This window comes from Shewanella sp. GJ50-10 (assembly GCF_055808815.1).
This window is the reverse complement of record NZ_JBVVSS010000001.1, coordinates 2,788,442-2,807,504: the sequence shown is the minus strand read 5'-3', so window position 1 is coordinate 2,807,504 and position 19,063 is coordinate 2,788,442. Positions and strand designations below refer to the sequence as shown.

The 19,063-nt window shown below is 40.4% G+C and carries 14 protein-coding genes; 6 read left to right on the top strand and 8 right to left on the bottom strand.

Translation table 11 applies throughout. From position 1 onward, the window contains the following. Positions 1 to 180 precede the first annotated feature (180 nt). The 3 genes from AC0L4E_RS11750 to hrpA all read left to right on the top strand — a co-directional run bounded on the left by AC0L4E_RS11750 (position 181) and on the right by hrpA (position 5,865). Positions 181 to 1,209, top strand: a complete 1,029-nt coding sequence (locus AC0L4E_RS11750; protein ID WP_473679329.1) for an isoaspartyl peptidase/L-asparaginase family protein — start codon at positions 181 to 183, stop codon at positions 1,207 to 1,209. A gap of 230 nt (positions 1,210 to 1,439) precedes the next feature. Beyond that, entirely contained in the window at positions 1,440 to 1,856 is a 417-nt protein-coding gene (locus AC0L4E_RS11745) for a CBS domain-containing protein (RefSeq protein ID WP_473679328.1), read from the top strand. A gap of 133 nt (positions 1,857 to 1,989) precedes the next feature. Beyond that, positions 1,990 to 5,865 carry an ATP-dependent RNA helicase HrpA gene (gene hrpA, locus AC0L4E_RS11740; protein WP_473679327.1) on the top strand — a complete coding sequence of 1,292 codons (3,876 nt, stop codon included), beginning with the start codon at positions 1,990 to 1,992 and terminating at the stop codon, positions 5,863 to 5,865. Positions 5,866 to 6,510: 645 nt separating this feature from the next. Here the strand turns inward: hrpA and AC0L4E_RS11735 are convergent. The 3 genes from AC0L4E_RS11735 to ackA form a co-directional block, all read right to left on the bottom strand. After that, positions 6,511 to 6,960 carry a hypothetical protein gene (locus AC0L4E_RS11735; protein WP_473679326.1) on the bottom strand — a complete coding sequence of 150 codons (450 nt, stop codon included), beginning with the start codon at positions 6,958 to 6,960 and terminating at the stop codon, positions 6,511 to 6,513. 704 nt (positions 6,961 to 7,664) lie between these two features. Further along, positions 7,665 to 9,812: a phosphate acetyltransferase gene (pta, locus tag AC0L4E_RS11730; RefSeq protein ID WP_473679325.1), complete on the bottom strand. Its 2,148-nt coding sequence runs from the start codon at positions 9,810 to 9,812 to the stop codon at positions 7,665 to 7,667. A gap of 64 nt (positions 9,813 to 9,876) precedes the next feature. Then, entirely contained in the window at positions 9,877 to 11,076 is a 1,200-nt protein-coding gene (gene ackA / locus AC0L4E_RS11725; RefSeq protein ID WP_473679324.1) for an acetate kinase, read from the bottom strand. 175 nt (positions 11,077 to 11,251) lie between these two features. On the opposite strand from ackA, the gene yfbV reads away from it, so the two are divergent. Beyond that, on the top strand, positions 11,252 to 11,695 hold the full coding sequence (yfbV, locus tag AC0L4E_RS11720) for a terminus macrodomain insulation protein YfbV (protein WP_473679323.1): 444 nt from the start codon (positions 11,252 to 11,254) through the stop codon (positions 11,693 to 11,695). A gap of 10 nt (positions 11,696 to 11,705) precedes the next feature. Here the strand turns inward: yfbV and pflA are convergent, their stop codons facing one another. Continuing rightward, the gene (pflA, locus tag AC0L4E_RS11715) at positions 11,706 to 12,437 is read right to left on the bottom strand and encodes a pyruvate formate lyase 1-activating protein (RefSeq protein ID WP_473679322.1); all 732 of its coding nucleotides are present in this window, start codon (positions 12,435 to 12,437) and stop codon (positions 11,706 to 11,708) included. A gap of 64 nt (positions 12,438 to 12,501) precedes the next feature. Continuing rightward, positions 12,502 to 14,784, bottom strand: a complete 2,283-nt coding sequence (pflB, locus tag AC0L4E_RS11710) for a formate C-acetyltransferase (protein ID WP_473679321.1) — start codon at positions 14,782 to 14,784, stop codon at positions 12,502 to 12,504. A 615-nt stretch (positions 14,785 to 15,399) separates the two neighbouring features. Here pflB and focA point away from each other — a divergent pair. Beyond that, positions 15,400 to 16,353: a formate transporter FocA gene (gene focA / locus AC0L4E_RS11705; RefSeq protein WP_473679320.1), complete on the top strand. Its 954-nt coding sequence runs from the start codon at positions 15,400 to 15,402 to the stop codon at positions 16,351 to 16,353. Positions 16,354 to 16,419: 66 nt separating this feature from the next. On the opposite strand, the gene AC0L4E_RS11700 is transcribed toward focA, so the two are convergent. The 3 genes from AC0L4E_RS11700 to AC0L4E_RS11690 all read right to left on the bottom strand — a co-directional run bounded on the left by AC0L4E_RS11700 (position 16,420) and on the right by AC0L4E_RS11690 (position 18,288). After that, positions 16,420 to 17,274, bottom strand: a complete 855-nt coding sequence (locus AC0L4E_RS11700; RefSeq protein ID WP_473679319.1) for an SDR family oxidoreductase — start codon at positions 17,272 to 17,274, stop codon at positions 16,420 to 16,422. An 84-nt stretch (positions 17,275 to 17,358) separates the two neighbouring features. After that, positions 17,359 to 17,673: a DUF3861 domain-containing protein gene (locus tag AC0L4E_RS11695; RefSeq protein ID WP_473679318.1), complete on the bottom strand. Its 315-nt coding sequence runs from the start codon at positions 17,671 to 17,673 to the stop codon at positions 17,359 to 17,361. A gap of 66 nt (positions 17,674 to 17,739) precedes the next feature. Next, positions 17,740 to 18,288 (bottom strand): DUF2798 domain-containing protein, encoded by a 549-nt coding sequence (locus tag AC0L4E_RS11690; RefSeq protein WP_473679317.1) that lies wholly within the window; start codon positions 18,286 to 18,288, stop codon positions 17,740 to 17,742. 100 nt (positions 18,289 to 18,388) lie between these two features. On the opposite strand from AC0L4E_RS11690, the gene AC0L4E_RS11685 reads away from it, so the two are divergent. After that, positions 18,389 to 18,736 carry a MarR family winged helix-turn-helix transcriptional regulator gene (locus AC0L4E_RS11685; RefSeq protein ID WP_473679315.1) on the top strand — a complete coding sequence of 116 codons (348 nt, stop codon included), beginning with the start codon at positions 18,389 to 18,391 and terminating at the stop codon, positions 18,734 to 18,736. Positions 18,737 to 19,063 lie beyond the last annotated feature (327 nt).

The window sequence follows — 19,063 nt, the reverse complement described above, 5'->3', positions numbered from 1 at the left end:
AGGGCAACGCACACAACAAGGCAATATTTAAACGATTTGGATAACAATGAATGAATGCTTATCAACGGCTAATTACTTATAACCTATTGTCGCCAGAATAGTGCTAACAGGCAAGGTTATGATTGAAATTACCGCCCGAAATGGTTACAAAGATACAAACCGATCAAGGACTTGCTTAAAATGAAAACAATATCGCTCGCTTTTGCTGTTTCGCTGACACTTTTTTCAGGCTTATCTTTTGCTAATAACGACAAACCTTTTGCTATCGCCATTCATGGCGGTGCTGGAACCATTAAAAAATCCAGTTTCACACCTGAGCAAGAACAAGCCTATCGCGCAAAATTAAAAGAAGCCGTTGATGCGGGTTATCTGGTGCTAGAAAAAGGTGGCTCAAGCCTTAAAGCAGTCACAACTGCCATTAATGTGCTAGAAGACTCTCCATATTTTAATGCAGGAAAAGGCGCGGTATATACTCATAATGAAGAACACGAAATGGATGCCTCTATCATGGATGGCAACACCATGAATGCAGGCGCTGTTGCGGGTGTAAAACACATTAAAAATCCAATTGATTTAGCGCGATTAGTCATGGATGAGTCAGTGCATGTGATGCTGTATGGACAAGGCGCTGAAGAGTTTGCTTTAACCCAAGGTGTACCATTAGTTGCTAATAAAACCTTTAATACTCAAAAGCGCTATGAAGGGTTGCAACGAGCTAAGGCCAAAATGGCTGAAGCTAAAAGTAGTGCTGATTACCAAGCGGCGCACCAACAATTAGACACTGAATACAAAGTTGGCACTGTGGGCGCAGTGGCATTAGATAAACAAGGCAACATTAGCGCTGGTACATCAACGGGTGGTATGACAAATAAACGCTATGGACGAATTGGTGATGCTCCTGTTATTGGCGCTGGCACATATGCTGAAAATGGAGTTTGCGCAGTATCAGCAACAGGGCACGGCGAGTATTTCATCCGCTATCAAGTTGCAGGCGATATTTGTGCCAAGGTGAAATACCAGAAAAAATCGATTATTCAAGCCGCTGATGAAGTGATTAACCAACGCTTAATTACAGCTGGCGGTACAGGTGGCGTAATTGCCATTGACCATCGCGGTAATATCGCTACACCATTTAATACAGAAGGCATGTACCGCGCGACTCGCAAAAGTGGTGAGCCAGCTCAAGTGATGATTTGGCGCGACAAGTAAGTTAATCAATTAATTTTTGAATTAGGTTTATTAAAACGAAAAAGCATCAGATACCTGATGCTTTTTTATTACTCGAACTTCTATAAACCAAGCCTAAGATTTAACCGAATAACACAATCTATTAATTCAATCATCGCTTTATTAGTATTTTGACTACACTAAATATGAAGACCAAAAAATAATATTAGGGTCATGTTTCAGCGCAGAAACAGATATTAAGGGGTAAAATTATGGATTCAATTAAAATTTCAGAATATATGGATCGCCAGCCAGTGCTATTAAAGGCCAACATGTCTTTAGCTACGGCAGTAGAACATCTATTAACTAAGAATAAAGCTGGTGCGGCGGTTGTAGATAATGATGGTGCTTTGGTGGGCTTTTTATCTCAACAAGATTGTTTATCAGTGATGCTTAAAAGTAGTTATCACTGTGATATGACAGAAACTGTTAAAGATTGCATGAAAACTGATGTGCTAACTGCAACTCCAGATGGCAGCATATTGCAGTTAGCAGAGCAGATGCTGGGTGCAAAACCTAAAATTTACCCAGTGGTAGAGGGAACCAAAGTGATTGGTACTATTAACCGTACCGATGTGCTGAATGCAATGAACATATATATGCAGCAATGTTATTTAACGCCAGCGTAGAAGCCAAGAGTAATATCTCCAATTACCTGCAGTATATATCTAAGTTTACCGAGTTGTTTGTTGCAAACTAATACCATTCAGTCTAGTTCCTTGCTAGGATCGCAGTTTTTGAAATACTTGCTAGGAATTAGATTTGAATTCGGACCAACACCCGCTCTCTAAAGCATACCTAAACTCTTGTTATCAAACCGACGCGGCTAGAATCCGTCGTCGTTTGTATCAATTAAATAAAGAGCCTCAGTCTGAAAAGAAAGATCAAGCCTTAGCCAAGTTAACCGAGCAAGCGACCCAAGCTTACGATAAAGCGCAATACCGACTGAATAATATTCCTCAAGTGACCTATCCTGATTCATTGCCTGTATCGCAAAAGCGCAATGATATTGCTTCTGCTATTGCCACAAATCAAGTGGTGATTGTGGCGGGTGAAACAGGCTCAGGTAAAACGACTCAGTTACCCAAAATTTGTTTAGAGTTGGGCCTCGGTACACGCGGTTTAATCGGGCATACCCAACCTAGACGTCTTGCTGCGCGAAGTGTTGCTAGTCGTGTTGCTGATGAGCTTAATAGTCCACTAGGTGAAGTTGTTGGTTTTAAGGTCCGTTTTGCAGATTCTATCAGTCATGACAGCTACATTAAGCTAATGACCGACGGTATTTTACTGGCTGAACTGACCTCTGATAAATTCTTAAATCAGTACGACGCCATCATTATCGATGAAGCTCACGAACGTAGTTTAAACATCGACTTTATTTTAGGTTACCTTAAGCAAGTTTTAAAAAAACGTCCTGATTTAAAGGTGATTATTACCTCGGCAACCATTGATGTTGAGCGCTTTTCAAAACACTTTAACAATGCGCCAGTCATTGAAGTATCAGGAAGAACCTTCCCTGTAGAAACTCGTTACCGTCCGTTAGTCCGTGATACCGACGCTGATTTAGATGTCAGTGATGGGATTTTCTCCGCTGTCGATGAGTTAATGGCCGAAGGGCCTGGCGATATTTTGATTTTCATGAATGGTGAGCGCGAAATTCGTGACACAGCTGAAATGCTGCGTAAACAAAAATATCGCGATACTGAAATCTTGCCGCTTTATGCGCGTCTATCTTATGGCGAGCAGTCAAAAGTATTTAAAAGCCATATTGGTCGTAGAATTGTACTGGCGACCAACGTGGCAGAAACGTCCTTAACCGTACCGGGTATTCGTTATGTTATTGACCCAGGTACCGCGCGTATCAGTCGTTATAGCTATCGCACTAAAGTACAGCGATTACCGATAGAGCCTATTTCACAAGCCAGTGCGAATCAGCGCCAGGGTCGTTGTGGTCGTGTTGCTGCAGGTATATGTATTCGTTTATATGACGAAATGGATTTTAATCAGCGCCCTGAGTTTACCGATCCTGAAATTCTTCGTACTAATTTAGCGTCGGTTATTTTGCAAATGTTGGCCATTGGTCTTGGTGATATTGCGGGTTTCCCATTTATTCAGCCGCCTGATCAAAAGCATATTCGTGATGGTTTTTTACTGCTGGAAGAGCTACAAGCCGTTAAGCAAAAACGTAAAGATTTAGTGCTGACAAACTTAGGTCGTGACTTAGCTAAAATTCCATTAGATCCGCGTTTGGCGAGAATGGTACTTGAAGCAAAAGACATGAGCTGTTTGCACGAAGTCATGGTGATAGCCTCTGGTTTATCGATTCAAGACCCGCGTGAAAGGCCGATTGAAAAGAAACAAGCCGCAGATGAATGTCATCGCAGGTATGCCGATAAAGACTCAGATTTTGTCAGTTGGGTAAATCTGTGGAATTACTTAAAAGAGCAAAAAAGCGAGTTATCGGCTAGCCAATTCCGAAAACAGTGCCGCGAAGAGTATTTAGCCTATTTACGTGTGCGTGAATGGCAGGATTTATATACTCAAATTAAACAAGCGGTACATGACTTAAAGTGGCGCTTAAACGATTCGCCAGCAAGCTATGATAATTTGCACAAAGCTTTGCTATCAGGACTGTTAAGCCACATTGGTTTTAAAGATGCTAATAACGAATATCTTGGTGCTCGTAATCGTAAGTTCTTTGTATTCCCAGGTTCTCCATTGGCTAAAAAAGGCCCTAAATGGATTATGGCAGCGGAGCTTACAGAAACCTCACGTTTATTTGCCCGTTGCTGCGCCAAAATTCAACCAGAATGGCTAGAGCCGTTAGCTGCGCATTTGATTAAGAAAAATCATTTAGAGCCGCACTTTGAAGCCAAACCTGCCAGTGTTATCGCCTTTGAAAATCAGGTGTTATATGGACTGACAGTGGTTAATCGCCGCAGGGTGCAATATGGGCCTATCGATCCTGTTGAGGCGCGTGAAATTTTTATTCGCAGTGCTTTAGCGGAAGGGCAGTTACAAACTAAAGAACCTTTCTTTATTAAAAATCAGCAACTGCTGAATGATATTGAGTCGTTAGAACACAAGTCTCGCCGCCGCGATATTTTAGTTGATGAACAAGTGCTGGTTGATTTTTATGATCCGTTAGTGCCGCAAGGTATTTATAACTCGCCGCTGTTTTTTAAATGGTGGAAAGTCGCTCGTAAAGATAATCCTGAGTTACTGGATTTTAATCAAGACTTATTAATGCAGCGCAGCGCTGATCATATTTCTGCATTGGACTTTCCTGAAGTGTGGCATAAAGCCAATTTAGGTCTGCAAGTGAGTTATCACTTTGAGCCTGCAGCTGTTGATGATGGTGTTTCGGTGCACATTCCAGTCGCGCTTATCAACCAAATAGATACTGATGATTTTGATTGGTTAGTTCCAGGGCTTAGAGAAGAAAAGGTCGTGGCACTGATTAAGTCGTTACCTAAAAACCTACGTCGTAATTTTGTGCCAGCGCCAGATTATGCCCGAGCTTGTGTACAAGCGATGGAGCCGTTTACTATGCCACTGCTTGATTCCATCTGTAAGCAGTTACTTCGTATGACAGGCACACGTATCAGCGGTGATGATTTCGATTTAACCCAGTTAAGTGCTCATTTAGCGGTTAATTTTAAAATTGAAGATGATAAACATCGTCTTGTGGATCAAGGCCGCGATTTAGATACTCTTAAAGATAAACTTCAAGGGGTGGTAGCAAAAGCGATTCGAAATGTGGCTGAAGATGGCATTGAAAAGAAAGAAATCACCACTTGGTCATTTGGTGATTTACCTAAGCAATATCAAAAGCGTAAAGGCAATTACGAAGTTAAAGCGTATCCAGCATTAATTGATGAAAAAGACCAAGTATCGATTAAGTTGTTTGATGATGAATTCGAAGCAGAACGTCAGCACCGAATTGGTTTACGTCGCTTACTGCTAATTAATATTCCATCGCCGGTTAAACATTTACAAAAAGCACTGCCTAACAAGGCTAAGCTTGCGATGTACTTTAATCCTTTTGGCCAGGTACAACTGCTGATTGACGATATTATTTCGGCATCGGTTCAGCAATTACTAGATGAGAAAAAGCTCGATGTGCGTAATGAAACGCAATTTGAACAAGCTAAAGATTGGGTACGACAAGAGCTAAATGGCTATGCAGAGCAAATTTCTTTGCAAGTTGAGCAAGTACTAACGATTTATCAGCGTATTAAAAAACGCTTAAAAGGCAAAATCAGTTTAGATATCGCTTTTGCCATGAGTGACATTAATAACCAGCTTGATAAATTAGTATTTAAAGGCTTTGTAGAACATTGTGGTTGGAACCGTCTTGCTGATGTAGCCCGTTATTTGAAAGCCATTGAAAACCGTTTAGATAAGCTGCCAGTAGACCCGACTCGTGACAGACTGCATATGCAGAGCATTGCTAAAGTGAGTGAGCTGCTAACAGCGCAACTTGCAAAGGTACCAAAAATGCAACCTGTTCCAGAGTCATTAGTTGAAGCGCGCTGGATGATTGAAGAGTATCGGGTATCGTGTTTTGCACAAGTGTTAGGTACTGCTTATCCGATTTCTGAAAAACGGATTGTGATGCATATAAATCAAGTGTAACTGTTCATCTCGGGCTTTTTGCTAAGGAATTGGCTAAATAAAATAGGCTAAGAGAATTATAGCGAGTGATATCTATGACGATATCACTCGCTTTTTATTATCTTAAAATTAATCGGCATATGTGAGTGGATTGTATGGTGTGATAGGTAAATGTGACATTAATATGCTGCGCTCGTGATCTTTTTTGTAAGACTTACAGTTTCACCCTGCTAAAAACCACTATTAAACGAGTTATTTACAGAGTGAGCATACATTTCTGAAAGTTTTTTGTAATTATTGGTTGGGTTGGAACTATTTGCTTGGTATAATCTCGCACAAGAAGTAATGATGGCTACTGCTTCTCTGTAAAGGAAAATGTCACCCCCCAAATAATAGACATTCCTTACCCCCTACAAAACGACCTTAGGTTGATAGGAGTTACTATGGAAGTTCATGAATACGAAAATGCTTATTATCAAGTAAAAGATGACGTTCTAGAGTCACTACCTACTGATGAAGAATAAGTAGATTGAACTAATACTATTAGCTCTTTCTCAAGCATAAAAAAAGCAGCCTTAGCTGCTTTTTTTATGTCTAGAGCTTATTTTATGTCTAAAGTTTAGGTCGTGCTTTAAGCTAGAGCATTATTATCATTGTGCTCAAATTCTATAGGTCAATACGACCTTTCTCTGTTAGCACTTCAACAATCGTCCAGCGTTTACCATTTTTAACCAATTTGATAGTGCGATCATCTACCCAAGGGCTTCCACCTCTTAATCCTTCAACTTTCACTTTTACATCAACTTCATCGGTGAACTTTCGGAAAAAATCAATATCAATATCGTCAATACTCATATTGACGTCAGTCATAGACAAGCCTAATACATGGCGTTGCACTGCTGATGCTATGTGGTAATGCGACATGACATCCTGTAGCTCTGGGCTGACAAACACTTTGGCTTTTTCTACATCACGGTCGACATAGATTGCCTCAAAGAAACCTATGGATACTTGTTCAGGACTTAATGCTTTATCCAACCGACCTTGCTGACTTTCTTCAGCTGGGCTGCATGCAGTGAGGAGTAAAACACTAATGATGACAAAAATTTTATGCATAATGGTTAAGTTTTTTATGATGATAGGGCAGTATCGCTATTTCAATCAGCAGACACAAGTTTCAAACTGTAATAAGCAATTTTGACATAAAGATCTTGACTGTAAATAGGACTCGTGGCATATCTTACTATATAGTCTAAAATAAGTATTATTAACTATTCCGAACTTGCTCGTAGAGTTTGGTGGATAACTTTGGGTTATCCACAAAATCTGTGGACAACTTTGTTGAATACTATTAGCCTTGTTTGTAACTCGATGATAAACAATGGTTTTAAGTGCTGGTCAAAAAATGACACCCTTCATTTCTCTTGTGTAAGTTTCTATTTTAATCACGAGATTTATCCTTTTTTCTCGCCTCTACTACTTGCAATTCAATTAAAAATACTTTTCGTATACGATTGTTAACACAATTTAATATAGCGTTTTTAGCTCTATTAAAGTGGTGACTAACAGTGACTCATTTTAGTTGTATATCTGGTTTTTTACGCCGAACTGACTGTAATTCTTGTTGGCAATTCTTGTTAATAATTCTTCTCGGAATTTCTTGTTAGTATTTGTTGTGAGTTGCTCACTAGAGCTGGTTATTGAAATCTAGTTAATACAAACCTTAATGTACAGACAATAAAAAAGCACTGGCGCGTTAGCGTCAGTGCTTTTTTAATTCCTACTATTAAACGATCAATGAGTAGGTGATGAATGGCCGTTTAAGACTGTTCGTTTTGCGCTGCTTGAATTGCAGTTAGTGCAATAGTGTAAACGATATCATCGACTAACGCGCCGCGTGATAAATCGTTTACTGGTTTGCGCATACCTTGCAGCATTGGGCCAATACTGATGAGGTCAGCACTACGCTGTACCGCTTTGTATGTTGTATTACCCGTGTTTAAGTCTGGGAATACAAATACTGTAGCTTTACCTGCAACAGGGCTGTCAGGTGCTTTAGAGCGAGCAACGTTTTCCATTACCGCAGCATCATATTGCAGTGGTCCATCGATGACTAAGTCAGGACGTTTCTCTTTAGCAATACGGGTAGCTTCACGCACTTTATCAACATCCGAACCTGTACCAGAAGTACCGGTTGAATAACTGATCATTGCAACGCGTGGCTCAATACCAAATGCGGCGGCAGATTCTGCTGATTGAATCGCGATATCAGCAAGTTGCTCAGGATTTGGATCTGGGTTAATTGCACAGTCACCGTATACCAAGACTTGATCAGGCATCAACATGAAGAAGATAGAAGATACTAAGCTTGAACCAGGAGCTGTTTTAATTAACTGCAGTGGAGGGCGAATTGTATTGGCAGTGGTGTTTACCGCACCAGATACAATGCCATCGACTTCGTCTTGAGCAAGCATCATGGTACCTAATACCATGTTGTCTTCTAACTGCTCTTTAGCAACGACTTCAGTTAAGCCTTTGTGGCGACGTAAATCTAGCATGCCTTCTACATAACGCTCACGCGCTTGTAGTGGGTCAATGATTTGCACGCCTTCACCGAGTACAACATCTTGCGATGATGCGATACGTAAGATTTTTTCAACGTTACCTAAAAGCACACAACGGGCAATGCCACGTTCAGCACAAATTGATGCCGCTTTGATTGTTCTTGGCTCTTCACCTTCAGGCAATACAATGGTTTTCTTGGCTGCGCGAGCAAGCTCAGTCAGTTTGTATCTGAATGCTGGTGGAGATAAACGGTGCTCACGTGGTGAATTTTGAGTAACACTCTCAATCCAGCTTTGGTCAATATGACTTGCAACATATTCTTGTACGCTATCGATACGTACTGCGTCATCAACTGGCACTTCATGGTCAAAACGCTGAATATTTAGTGAAGTTTGCCATGTGTTACTTTCAATTAAAAATACAGGTAGGCCAGTTTCAAAAGCGCGTTCACACAAAGCCATGATTTCAGGCTCTGGCTCATATCCACCCGTTAGTAGTAATGCACCAATTTTCACGCCATTCATGGCAGCAAGACAGGCGGATACAATCACGTCTGAACGATCGCCAGAAGTAACGAGTAAAGAGTTAGTGCGAATATGGGTAACCATATTTGGAATACTACGAGCACAGAAAGTCACTTTACGTAGGCGACGAATATTCATTTCACCCGCGTTAATGATTTTAGCGTTTAAGTGTTTAGCTAAATCAGATGCGCGAGGTGAAACTAAATCTAGGTTGTAAGGCACACTACCTAAAATTCGCAGCGGGCTTTTACCTGGAAGTTGGAACATCGCTGAAGTATCTGCAGTTGTTGCTTCGGCATGATCAAACACTTCTGATAGATCTGGGCGAGCGCGACCTTCGTCGTCAACTGGCGCACCAATCTTATTGATGATTGAACCAATAAGACGTTGGTTTTTATGACCACCCCAAGAGTTATAGGCGATTTCTAAGCGGTTCATTAGACCGTTAGGCGAATCGTTACCAGGTGTGGCAATGAAAATAACATCAGCATCAAGTGCTTTAGCAATTTCAAAATTGATGTCGTCAGAGAACGGGTGAGTGCGAGTTGGCACTAAACCTTCGATAACGATGGTTTCTGTGTTGGCAGCACATTCGCTAGCGCGAGCAATAATTTGCTCCATTAATACGTCAATTTGCTCTGAGCGAATCAAGTTTTCAGCATGCTCCATTGAAAATGGCTCAAGCGGATTAACGGTTGGCGAATGGCTTAAAATGGTCGTTGAACGTTCTGGGCCGTTATCACCATTGCGGATTTGTGCAATAGGTTTGAAGAACTGAACTTTAACACCTTTGCGTTCAAGTGCACGCACCATCCCAAGACTCAATGAGGTTAAACCTACACCGGTACCAATTGGAATTAACATAATATTACGAGACATAGAGACCTCTATAAATAGCGTAAATAAAGCCTGCTATGCAGGCTTTAGGTATAGGCAATGGTGATTAAGCTTTGATTAACTTAATTGCATCTTCAGCGATAACCCATTCTTCATTAGTTGGGATAACCATCGCCACAGTGCTGCCTTCTTCTGTTATCACGCCGTCTTTACCAAAACGTGCTGCAAGGTTTTTCTCTTCATTAACATTGAAGTTAAAGATAGCAAGCATTTCTAGAACTTTTGCGCGGATGATGTCAGAGTTTTCACCGATACCACCAGTGAACACAACCGCATCTAAACGTCCTAAAGGCACAGTGTAAGAAGCAATGTATTTGGCTAAACGGTAGCAGAAGATTTCTAATGCTAATGTTGCGCCTTTATGGCCATCTTTATAACCGTCTTCAATACCACGACAGTCATTAGTCAGTTCAGAAATACCTAACAAACCACTTTGCTTGTTGAGTAAGTTGTTGACTTCATCGATGGTGTAACCAAGTTGGTTAACGAGGTGATAGATAATTGAAGGGTCCATATCGCCACAGCGAGTACCCATAACTAAACCTTCTAATGGCGTTAAGCCCATTGAAGTATCAACACTTTTACCGCCTTTAACCGCAGTGACAGAAGCGCCGTTACCCAAATGCGCAACAATCACATTAGTATCAGCTACGTCTTGATTAAGTACTTTAGCGGCTTCACGGCTAACAAATAAGTGGCTAGTCCCGTGCATACCGTAGCGACGAATACCGTGCTCGCGGTAAAGCTTGTAAGGCAGTGCGTAAATATAAGCGTGCTCAGGCATCGTTTGGTGGAATGCGGTATCAAATACGGCTACTTGAGGCAAAGTAGGGAATGAAGCCATTGCCGCACGAATACCGATTAAATGTGCAGGGTTATGAAGTGGCGCGAGTGATGCACAGTCTTCAATACCAGAAATCACGTCTTCGTTAATGATCACTGAGCGAGAGTATTTTTCGCCGCCATGAACAATACGGTGACCAATTGCTTGGATTTGAGCGGCTAATTCTGGCTGATCAGCAAGAATATTGTTAACTATGTATTCAACAGCTTCGCGGTGAGCAGTAAATGCGCCTAATTTGGCTTCATTTTTTGCGCCGTTAACTTTCCATTTGATGCGTGAATCTTCTAAACCGAAGCATTCAGCAAGTCCTGATATGTGATCATCACCTGAAACAGCATCAATTACAGCAAATTTTAGAGAAGAGCTACCGCAGTTGAGTACTAGTACGAGTTTTTCTGACATGTTGAGACCTTTTAGTCTGATCGTGCAAAATTTAAATTGACGTGAAATGTGTTATTTCAACTATCAATCATAGTTAATTAATTACTAAACAACCGATAAATTTACCGTAAATTTGGGGCTAATTATCGCTGTGTGCTATTGTGCATATATCTTTCAAATCTTGTAGGGCGTAACGTTGAGCGTAAAAGTTTTCAAAATCATTGGCGATGGTCGACGTTATATGAAAACCTGGCCTATGGTTCGACAACTTGGGTTTTATTTCCCTGAATATCGCGTCGTTAGGGCAACCCATTTAGGCATTATGTTTATGCCATTTTTTGCTATCTTGGCTGCAATTAGCCAAGTGTATGTCAACGGCTGGGCATTTTTACCTCAAGCCATCGCCATACTGTTATTCTTTATCAGTTTGCCTATTCAAGGCCTGTTATGGCTGGGATTACGTGCTAAACATCCTTTGCCGATAACACTATTTGATTGGACCAATCAGCTCACCACTAAAATGAGTTCCATGGGCATAGCCTGCCAACCTTTAGGCGCTAAAGCGTGTTATTTAGATATGGCACTTATTTTAAAAATGGCGTTTGAACGTTTGGATAAAAGTTATTGGGAGCAGCTTTAATAAGCTGTTTTTAATAATCTGCTTTTATGCCACGTTCAGTGAATACCGTTTTAATGGCTTCCATTGTTTCTTTGCTTGGTGGTTTAGTGTCGATTAACGAGTATGTTTCACCGAACGCTTCCCACTTGTGAGTGCCTAACTGGTGATAAGGTAGTAACTCTACCTTTTCAACATTCTTCATTGGCTCAATAAAGTCTGCTAATGCTTTAGCTGAAGCAAGATCTTCAGTAAAACCATCGACAACCACATATCTCACCCAAGTCTTTTGATTACGCTTTGCTAAGTACTCAGCAAATTGCAGCGTACGTTGATTACTGACCTTAGTTAAATCGATGTGCTTGGCATCATCCATTTGTTTTATGTCGAGTAATACTAAGTCGGTATTGTCGAGTAACTCATCAATGACAGGTGAGTATTTGCGGACAAAACCATTGGTGTCTAGGCAGGTATGTAAATCATTTTCTTTGCAAGCTTTGAAAAGCTCAGCGACAAACTCAGCTTGAAGAATGGCTTCTCCACCTGTTGCTGTCACGCCACCGGATTTGAGGAAAGGTTTGTAACCGATGATTTGGCTCATGAGCTCATCAACAGTGACTTCTTTACCGCCATCTAAATCCCAAGTATCACGGTTATGGCAATACTGGCATTTCATTAAGCAACCCTGCATAAACGCAACATAGCGAATACCAGGACCGTCAACGGTACCAAAGGATTCAATAGAGTGGATACGACCTGTGGTCATGGGCTCTCCAAATAAGCAAAAAAATGGTTGTACTAAATATTAGTACAACCAATTTTAAGAAGTATTACAAGCCTTTAGTGAAAGTACGAGTAATTACATCTTGTTGCTGTTCAGGTGTTAATGCATTAAAGCGTACAGCGTAACCAGAAACACGGATGGTTAATTGTGGGTACTTTTCAGGGTTCACAATCGCATCTTCAAGCATTTCGCGGTTCATTACGTTCACGTTTAAGTGCTGACCACCTTCGCTGTTAGCGTTACTCATGAAGTAACCGTCCATTAGCGATGCAAGGTTAGCTCGGCGACCTGTTTCATCTTTACCTAGTGCGTTTGGCACGATAGAGAAAGTGTAAGAGATACCGTCTTGTGCATGAGCAAATGGCAGTTTCGCAACTGATGTTAGTGATGCAATTGCACCATTTTCATCACGACCATGCATTGGGTTTGCACCTGGAGCAAATGGCGCGCCAGCTGGGCGACCGTCTGGAGTCGTACCTGTTTTCTTGCCGTATACAACGTTTGATGTAATGGTCAAGATTGACTGTGTTGGAATCGCATTACGGTACATTTTCTTAGTACGGATCTTAGCCATGAAGCGTTCAACTAAGTCACAAGCAATGTCATCTACACGTGGGTCATTGTTACCAAATTTCGGGTAATCACCTGAAATATCAAAGTCAATTGCAATGCCGTCTTCATCACGGATAGGCTTAACTGTACCGAATTTAATTGCTGATAATGAATCGGCAGCAATTGAAAGACCAGCAATACCACATGCCATAGTACGACGAACGTCACGGTCATGAAGTGCCATTAACGCAGCTTCATAAGAGTACTTGTCGTGCATGTAATGAATTGAGTTAAGTGCTGTCACGTATTGTGTTGCTAACCAATCCATTAAGCCGTCTAAACGACCCATTACATCATCAAAATCTAAAACGTCAGCAGTAATCTTGTCGGCTTTAGGGCCAACTTGGATTTTCAGTTTCTCGTCCACGCCGCCATTGATAGCGTACAGCATGGTTTTTGCTAAGTTAGCACGAGCACCGAAGAACTGCATGTGTTTACCCACAATCATTGGGCTCACACAACATGCGATTGCGTAATCGTCTGATTCGAAATCAGGACGCATTAAGTCATCGTTTTCATACTGGATAGAACTCGTATCGATTGATACTTTGGCACAGAAGTTTTTAAAGCCCTGTGGCAATTCGTTCGACCATAAAACAGTGATGTTTGGCTCTGGGCTAGGGCCCATGTTGTATAAAGTGTGTAAGAAACGGAAGCTGTTCTTAGTCACTAAAGTACGGCCATCTAAACCCATACCTGCAACTGATTCAGTTGCCCAGATTGGGTCGCCAGAGAATAATTCATCGTATTCTGGAGTACGTAAGAAACGCACCATACGTAGTTTCATCACGAAATGGTCAACCATTTCTTGCGCTTGTTCTTCAGTTAATACGCCATTAGCGATATCACGTTCGATGAAGATATCAAGGAATGATGAAGTACGACCTAATGACATTGCCGCGCCGTTTTGGCTTTTAACTGCAGCAAGGTAACCGAAGTAAGTCCACTGAATTGCTTCTTTAGCATTGGTAGCTGGTAGAGAAATATCACAGCCGTATTTAGCTGCCATTTTCTTCATTTGACCTAATGAACGATGCTGCTCTGCAATTTCTTCACGTAATTGCATTGTGCTTGCTAAATCTTCGCCTGCTTCAAAACCAGCTTGAAGTGAAGAGAACTGAGCGAACTTGTCTTTCATCAAGTAGTCGACACCGTAAAGTGCGATACGACGGTAATCACCAATGATACGACCACGGCCGTATGCATCTGGTAAACCAGTTAAAATACCAGACTTACGACACGCCATGATTTCAGGCGTGTAAACATCAAATACGCCTTGGTTATGGGTTTTACGTAATTCAGAGTAAGTGTATTTTACGTCTTCATCTAATACACGGTCATAAGCTTTACAAGAACCTTCAACCATACGAATACCACCATTAGGTAGCATTGCACGTTTAAGTGGCGCATCAGTTTGTAAACCAACGATGGTTTCTAAATCTTTGTTGATATAGCCAGCATCGTGAGAAGTAATGGTAGAAACCATTTTTGTGTCGAAATCAACAGGAGCGTGAGTGCTGTTCTCTTGCTTAATACCGACCATCACTTTTTCCCAAAGTGTTTCAGTAGCTTGAGTTGCACCGGCTAGAAAAGACTCGTCACCTTCATAAGGTGTGTAGTTTTTCTGGATGAAGTCACGAACATTAACTTCAGTTTTCCAATCGCCAGCTTTAAAACCTTGCCAAGCGTTTGCAAATAACTCTGTTTTATCGGTCATGGTAATTTACCTTCTCGTTAATTGACTGTTGATGTGCCATACGATGGTAGTTGATAACTGTTACAACCAAGTTGGCATATCAAAAAATTGAGACCCCTATTAATGGATAATTACTAGGGCATCTAATCTGTTGGCTAACTCACTAATATTGGTACTGAGTTAGCGAAAATCTTTGCAAATCTAAATTGGTAAGACCAATTTACCTAAGGGATATTAGCATAGGTTTTATGCAACTTCACTTAATTAAATCAAAATCGAATAAGATATGGACAAAACTGTTATCTGGCTAACACTTTTTGACCAAAAAGTTTTTTATTCAATCATTAGTGACTACTCTTGCGGCTTGTTGTTGGCTAGCTTTTTGTTACCTTCTTATCGCAATATAGCTTTGCTATACTGTTTTATAGCATCTTTTAGATAAGTCGATCATTTATTAGTGAAAGCTTTACTTTTAAAAGCAGCTTTATTACCAAGTTCATATGACTATTCTTGGTATTACCAATTTATTTGTATGATTAAATGATGGCGTTAAATACGGTTAAGTTTGTTATAACAAGTCACGCTGTTTATTTGCTTTATTAGTCCTATTGAGTTTTAAAAGATTTGAGGTTTTTTATGCAGAAATTAACCGGTGAAGAACGCCAAAAATCGGCAGATTCAACGACCGAGTTAACGAATAAGCCGTCAGAACCGACGACTTATGAACAAGCAGAAAAGTTTGGTTTAGCTAAGGTGGCCAAAAGCCCTTGGCAATCTTTCATCTTATCGATATTCGCAGGCGCGTTTATTGCCATTGCGTTCGTGTTTTATGTCACGGTAACCACTGGCAGTACCAGCGGTTGGGGCATGACCCGTTTTATTGGTGGTATTGCATTTAGCCTTGGCCTCATTTTAGTGGTTGTATGTGGCGCTGAGTTATTTACCAGTACTGTACTTACTTCCATTCCTTGGGCACAAAAACAAATTAAAACCGCAACACAACTACAATGTTGGGCGCGAGTTTATGGCGGTAATTTAATTGGTGCACTGATTATGGTGCTACTGATAATGACGTCACGTATGTTCGAATTAAATGGCGGACAATGGGGGCTTAATGCACTCAATATTGCGCAACATAAAATTCATCACACTTGGGGTCAAGCTTTCACTTTAGGTATTTTGTGTAACATGCTGGTTTGTCTTGCTGTATGGATGACGTTCGCAACTAAAGATTTATTAACCAAATCCTTATTAATGATATTACCTGTAGCGATGTTTGTGAGTAGTGGCTTTGAACATAGTATTGCCAACATGTTTATGGTGCCATTAGGGGTTGCTATTCATTCTTTTGCGCCAGAAAGCTTTTATCTTGCATTGAATATTAATCCTCAACAATATGCAGATTTAACCTTAGTTAATTTTGCATTCAATAATTTAATTCCTGTGACATTAGGCAATATTGTTGGCGGCGGGGTGTTTGTTGGTTTAGGTTTTTGGCTTGTTCAACAAGGTAAATTAACCATAGGTTCTGAAGGTGCAAGTAATGCATCGTTAGTGACGAAAACTGAACAAAAAGACTCACTACGCTGATAGCAGCTAAAGTGTTATTTGTATATCGAAAGCCCAGCAAATGCTGGGCTTTTTTGTTTGAGTATTTTAATTATGACTTGATTTTAAGTCTGAAAAATATCTGTCCCAACCAATGTGCGCTCTGTCAGCGGCTTGTAAAAAATGACTCGGGTTATTGGCTTTACCTTCAAGGATCCCCTGATATATTCCCGCAATCACAGTACCAATAAAGTCACCTAATTCAGCTACGCGATCTTGTTGATATTCTTCAACTGTCATTGGGCTGTAGATGAGTTCAGTGTTAAAAGCTAAATTCAAATAGTCGGCTAATTGATATTGGGTTAGCGGATCACCATGCAGGTTATAGGTTTGACCGTTGTGCTTATTCTGAGTCAACATTTTTGCATAGGCGTAGCCTAGCTCGTCACGGGTGGTGTAACCGCATTTACCATCATTAGCGCAATTGGCAATAACGCCTAATTTTTTATAGCTATCGATATATTCAATATCGGGTTCAATATAAATACCGTTACGACCAATCACCCAATCTAGGCCGCTATCACGTACGTCTTGTTCTGTTTGACGGTTACTTTGAATAACAGGGGAGAAGGCCGTGTTTTCTTCAGCTCCTTGAACACTGGTATACACAATTTTTTGTACACCAGCCTTTTTAGCGGCATTAATGACATTTCGATGTTGACCAATTCGTTTATCAGGGGCATCCATACCTGAGACGAGTAGCAGTACATCAATTGATTGTAGTGACTGCTCTAATTGCTGTGCATCATTGTAATCACCAGGTCGAACTTCTACACCTAGATGTCGCGCATTATCAGGCGTTCGTGCTAATGCGATAACATTTTCTTTAGGGGTAATGGCTAACAGTGCTTTTACAATTGCTGTACCTAGTTGTCCGCTTGCAGCGGTAATAGCGATGTTCATTCAATAACTCCTAAAGGTTTAAATTGATCATTTATCTATAGTTGACTTTTAAGGTGCGACTAGCAGAGCTTAATAAATTAATTCCTATTTTTTCATTGTGCTTTTAACTGTATTTTTTAAGTTCTGCATAAATGATTTAAAGTGTGGCATAAATTCAGCAAACAATGGGTGCTTACGGTTTTCCATCATGACAGGGCCTAATAGGCGCAATGACACGGCAACTCTAGTTGCTAGAGATGTTTCTAACCCACTGCCTTGTTGTAATTTATCAACAACGTTGAATAAGTCTTCTCTATCTTGAAATTCAAAAGCTAACGTTTTACCCACCTGTGACTCTGGTAAATTGATTTCTTCGACAGTAATACGATAGCTGTGACCTTTACGGATAATTGTGTTCATAATTAATACCTTATAAATAGTTTATAGTCGTTGAAGTTGTAGTAGTAAATGTTTAGTGATTAATGTTTAGCTTTTTAATATGGCTTCTACTTTAGGTTTTATGGTCAATGACACGATAACCATTATGGTCAGTGCAAAAGGCAGCGCTGTGACTAGAGTACTGAACCAAGCGCTAAAAAACGTATCCGAACTTGTAACCCCAAGATTATTGTAGGTTGTCGATAACGCGATACCTGATTCCATAATCAAAGCCATGCTGATACCTACAAGCGTGTTCTTTAGTTTCACTCCCGAATTGGGAATGAGAATTTCTGCGAGCTTTGTTAGCAATGCCATCATGATAAAACCCGCTGGCATCACTGTGATTGCGGCCAGCAGAAATGCACTTAACCAGTCAGAGAAAAAACTATCGCTGTATCCAAGATTTAAAAACGTCATCACACCTGTTAATGTGCCACCCATTAATGTCATCATGCCTAAGACGGTGAGCACTTTATAAATCAGTGGTGTTTTATTATTTGTTGGTTGCGAGGTAACCATCTCGCTTGAATTAATCGCTTGTGTGTTCAGTGCTTGTGGAGCTAATGTTTGTTGATCTAATGCGTGATGAACCATAGTTATCCTCCGTCTTGAAATAAGTGTTAATTTAGTTGATAATGTCAACTATAGTTTTACTGATTGACAATGTCAACTAGTTTTGTTGTGGAGTCTCGTTATGCAAGATCGAAAATCATTAGAAAGTCTGTTCCAGCTAGTGCATGTATTGAAGCGTCAGTTACACGATAATATTGAGCAACTGGATTTAGACATCGCACCGATGCATGTGCGAGTGCTTAAAATAATCAGTAAAAAAGCGCCGTGTACTGCTATTGATATTGCGAACTTTTTAAATCGTGACAAGGCGCAAGTGACGCGTTTACTGAATACATTAATTACCCAAGAGCTGATAGTTAAGGAACCAAACCCTGAAGATAAGCGCAGCCAATGTTTGCGTTTAACTGAAAAAAGTCAGTTGATAATGGGGGGATCAATTCAATTGATAAAAAAATTCATCAACAAATGACAGCTGGGATGACAGAAGATGAGCTTGCGCTATTTCAAGTTATTGCTAAGAAAATGGCAACAAACTTAGCTGCAAAATAATTTAATTAATAGTGAGGCTTTGTGTGAGTTTAACCTCTGACTAAAGCTCTGTTATTAGTTGGGCTTATAAACTTACGCTGTAAAGCTTTCTATTTGAAATGAGCGACAAATTAATGCTGTTGTTTGCGGCAGCATAAACCACCTAATTAAGTTAAGTTTTTAAACTAAAACGTCTCAAAATACTGTTTTGTACCTTGGTATTTATGAGCGCACTTATTTCGTGTTAAAGGTTAATATAATTAAAACC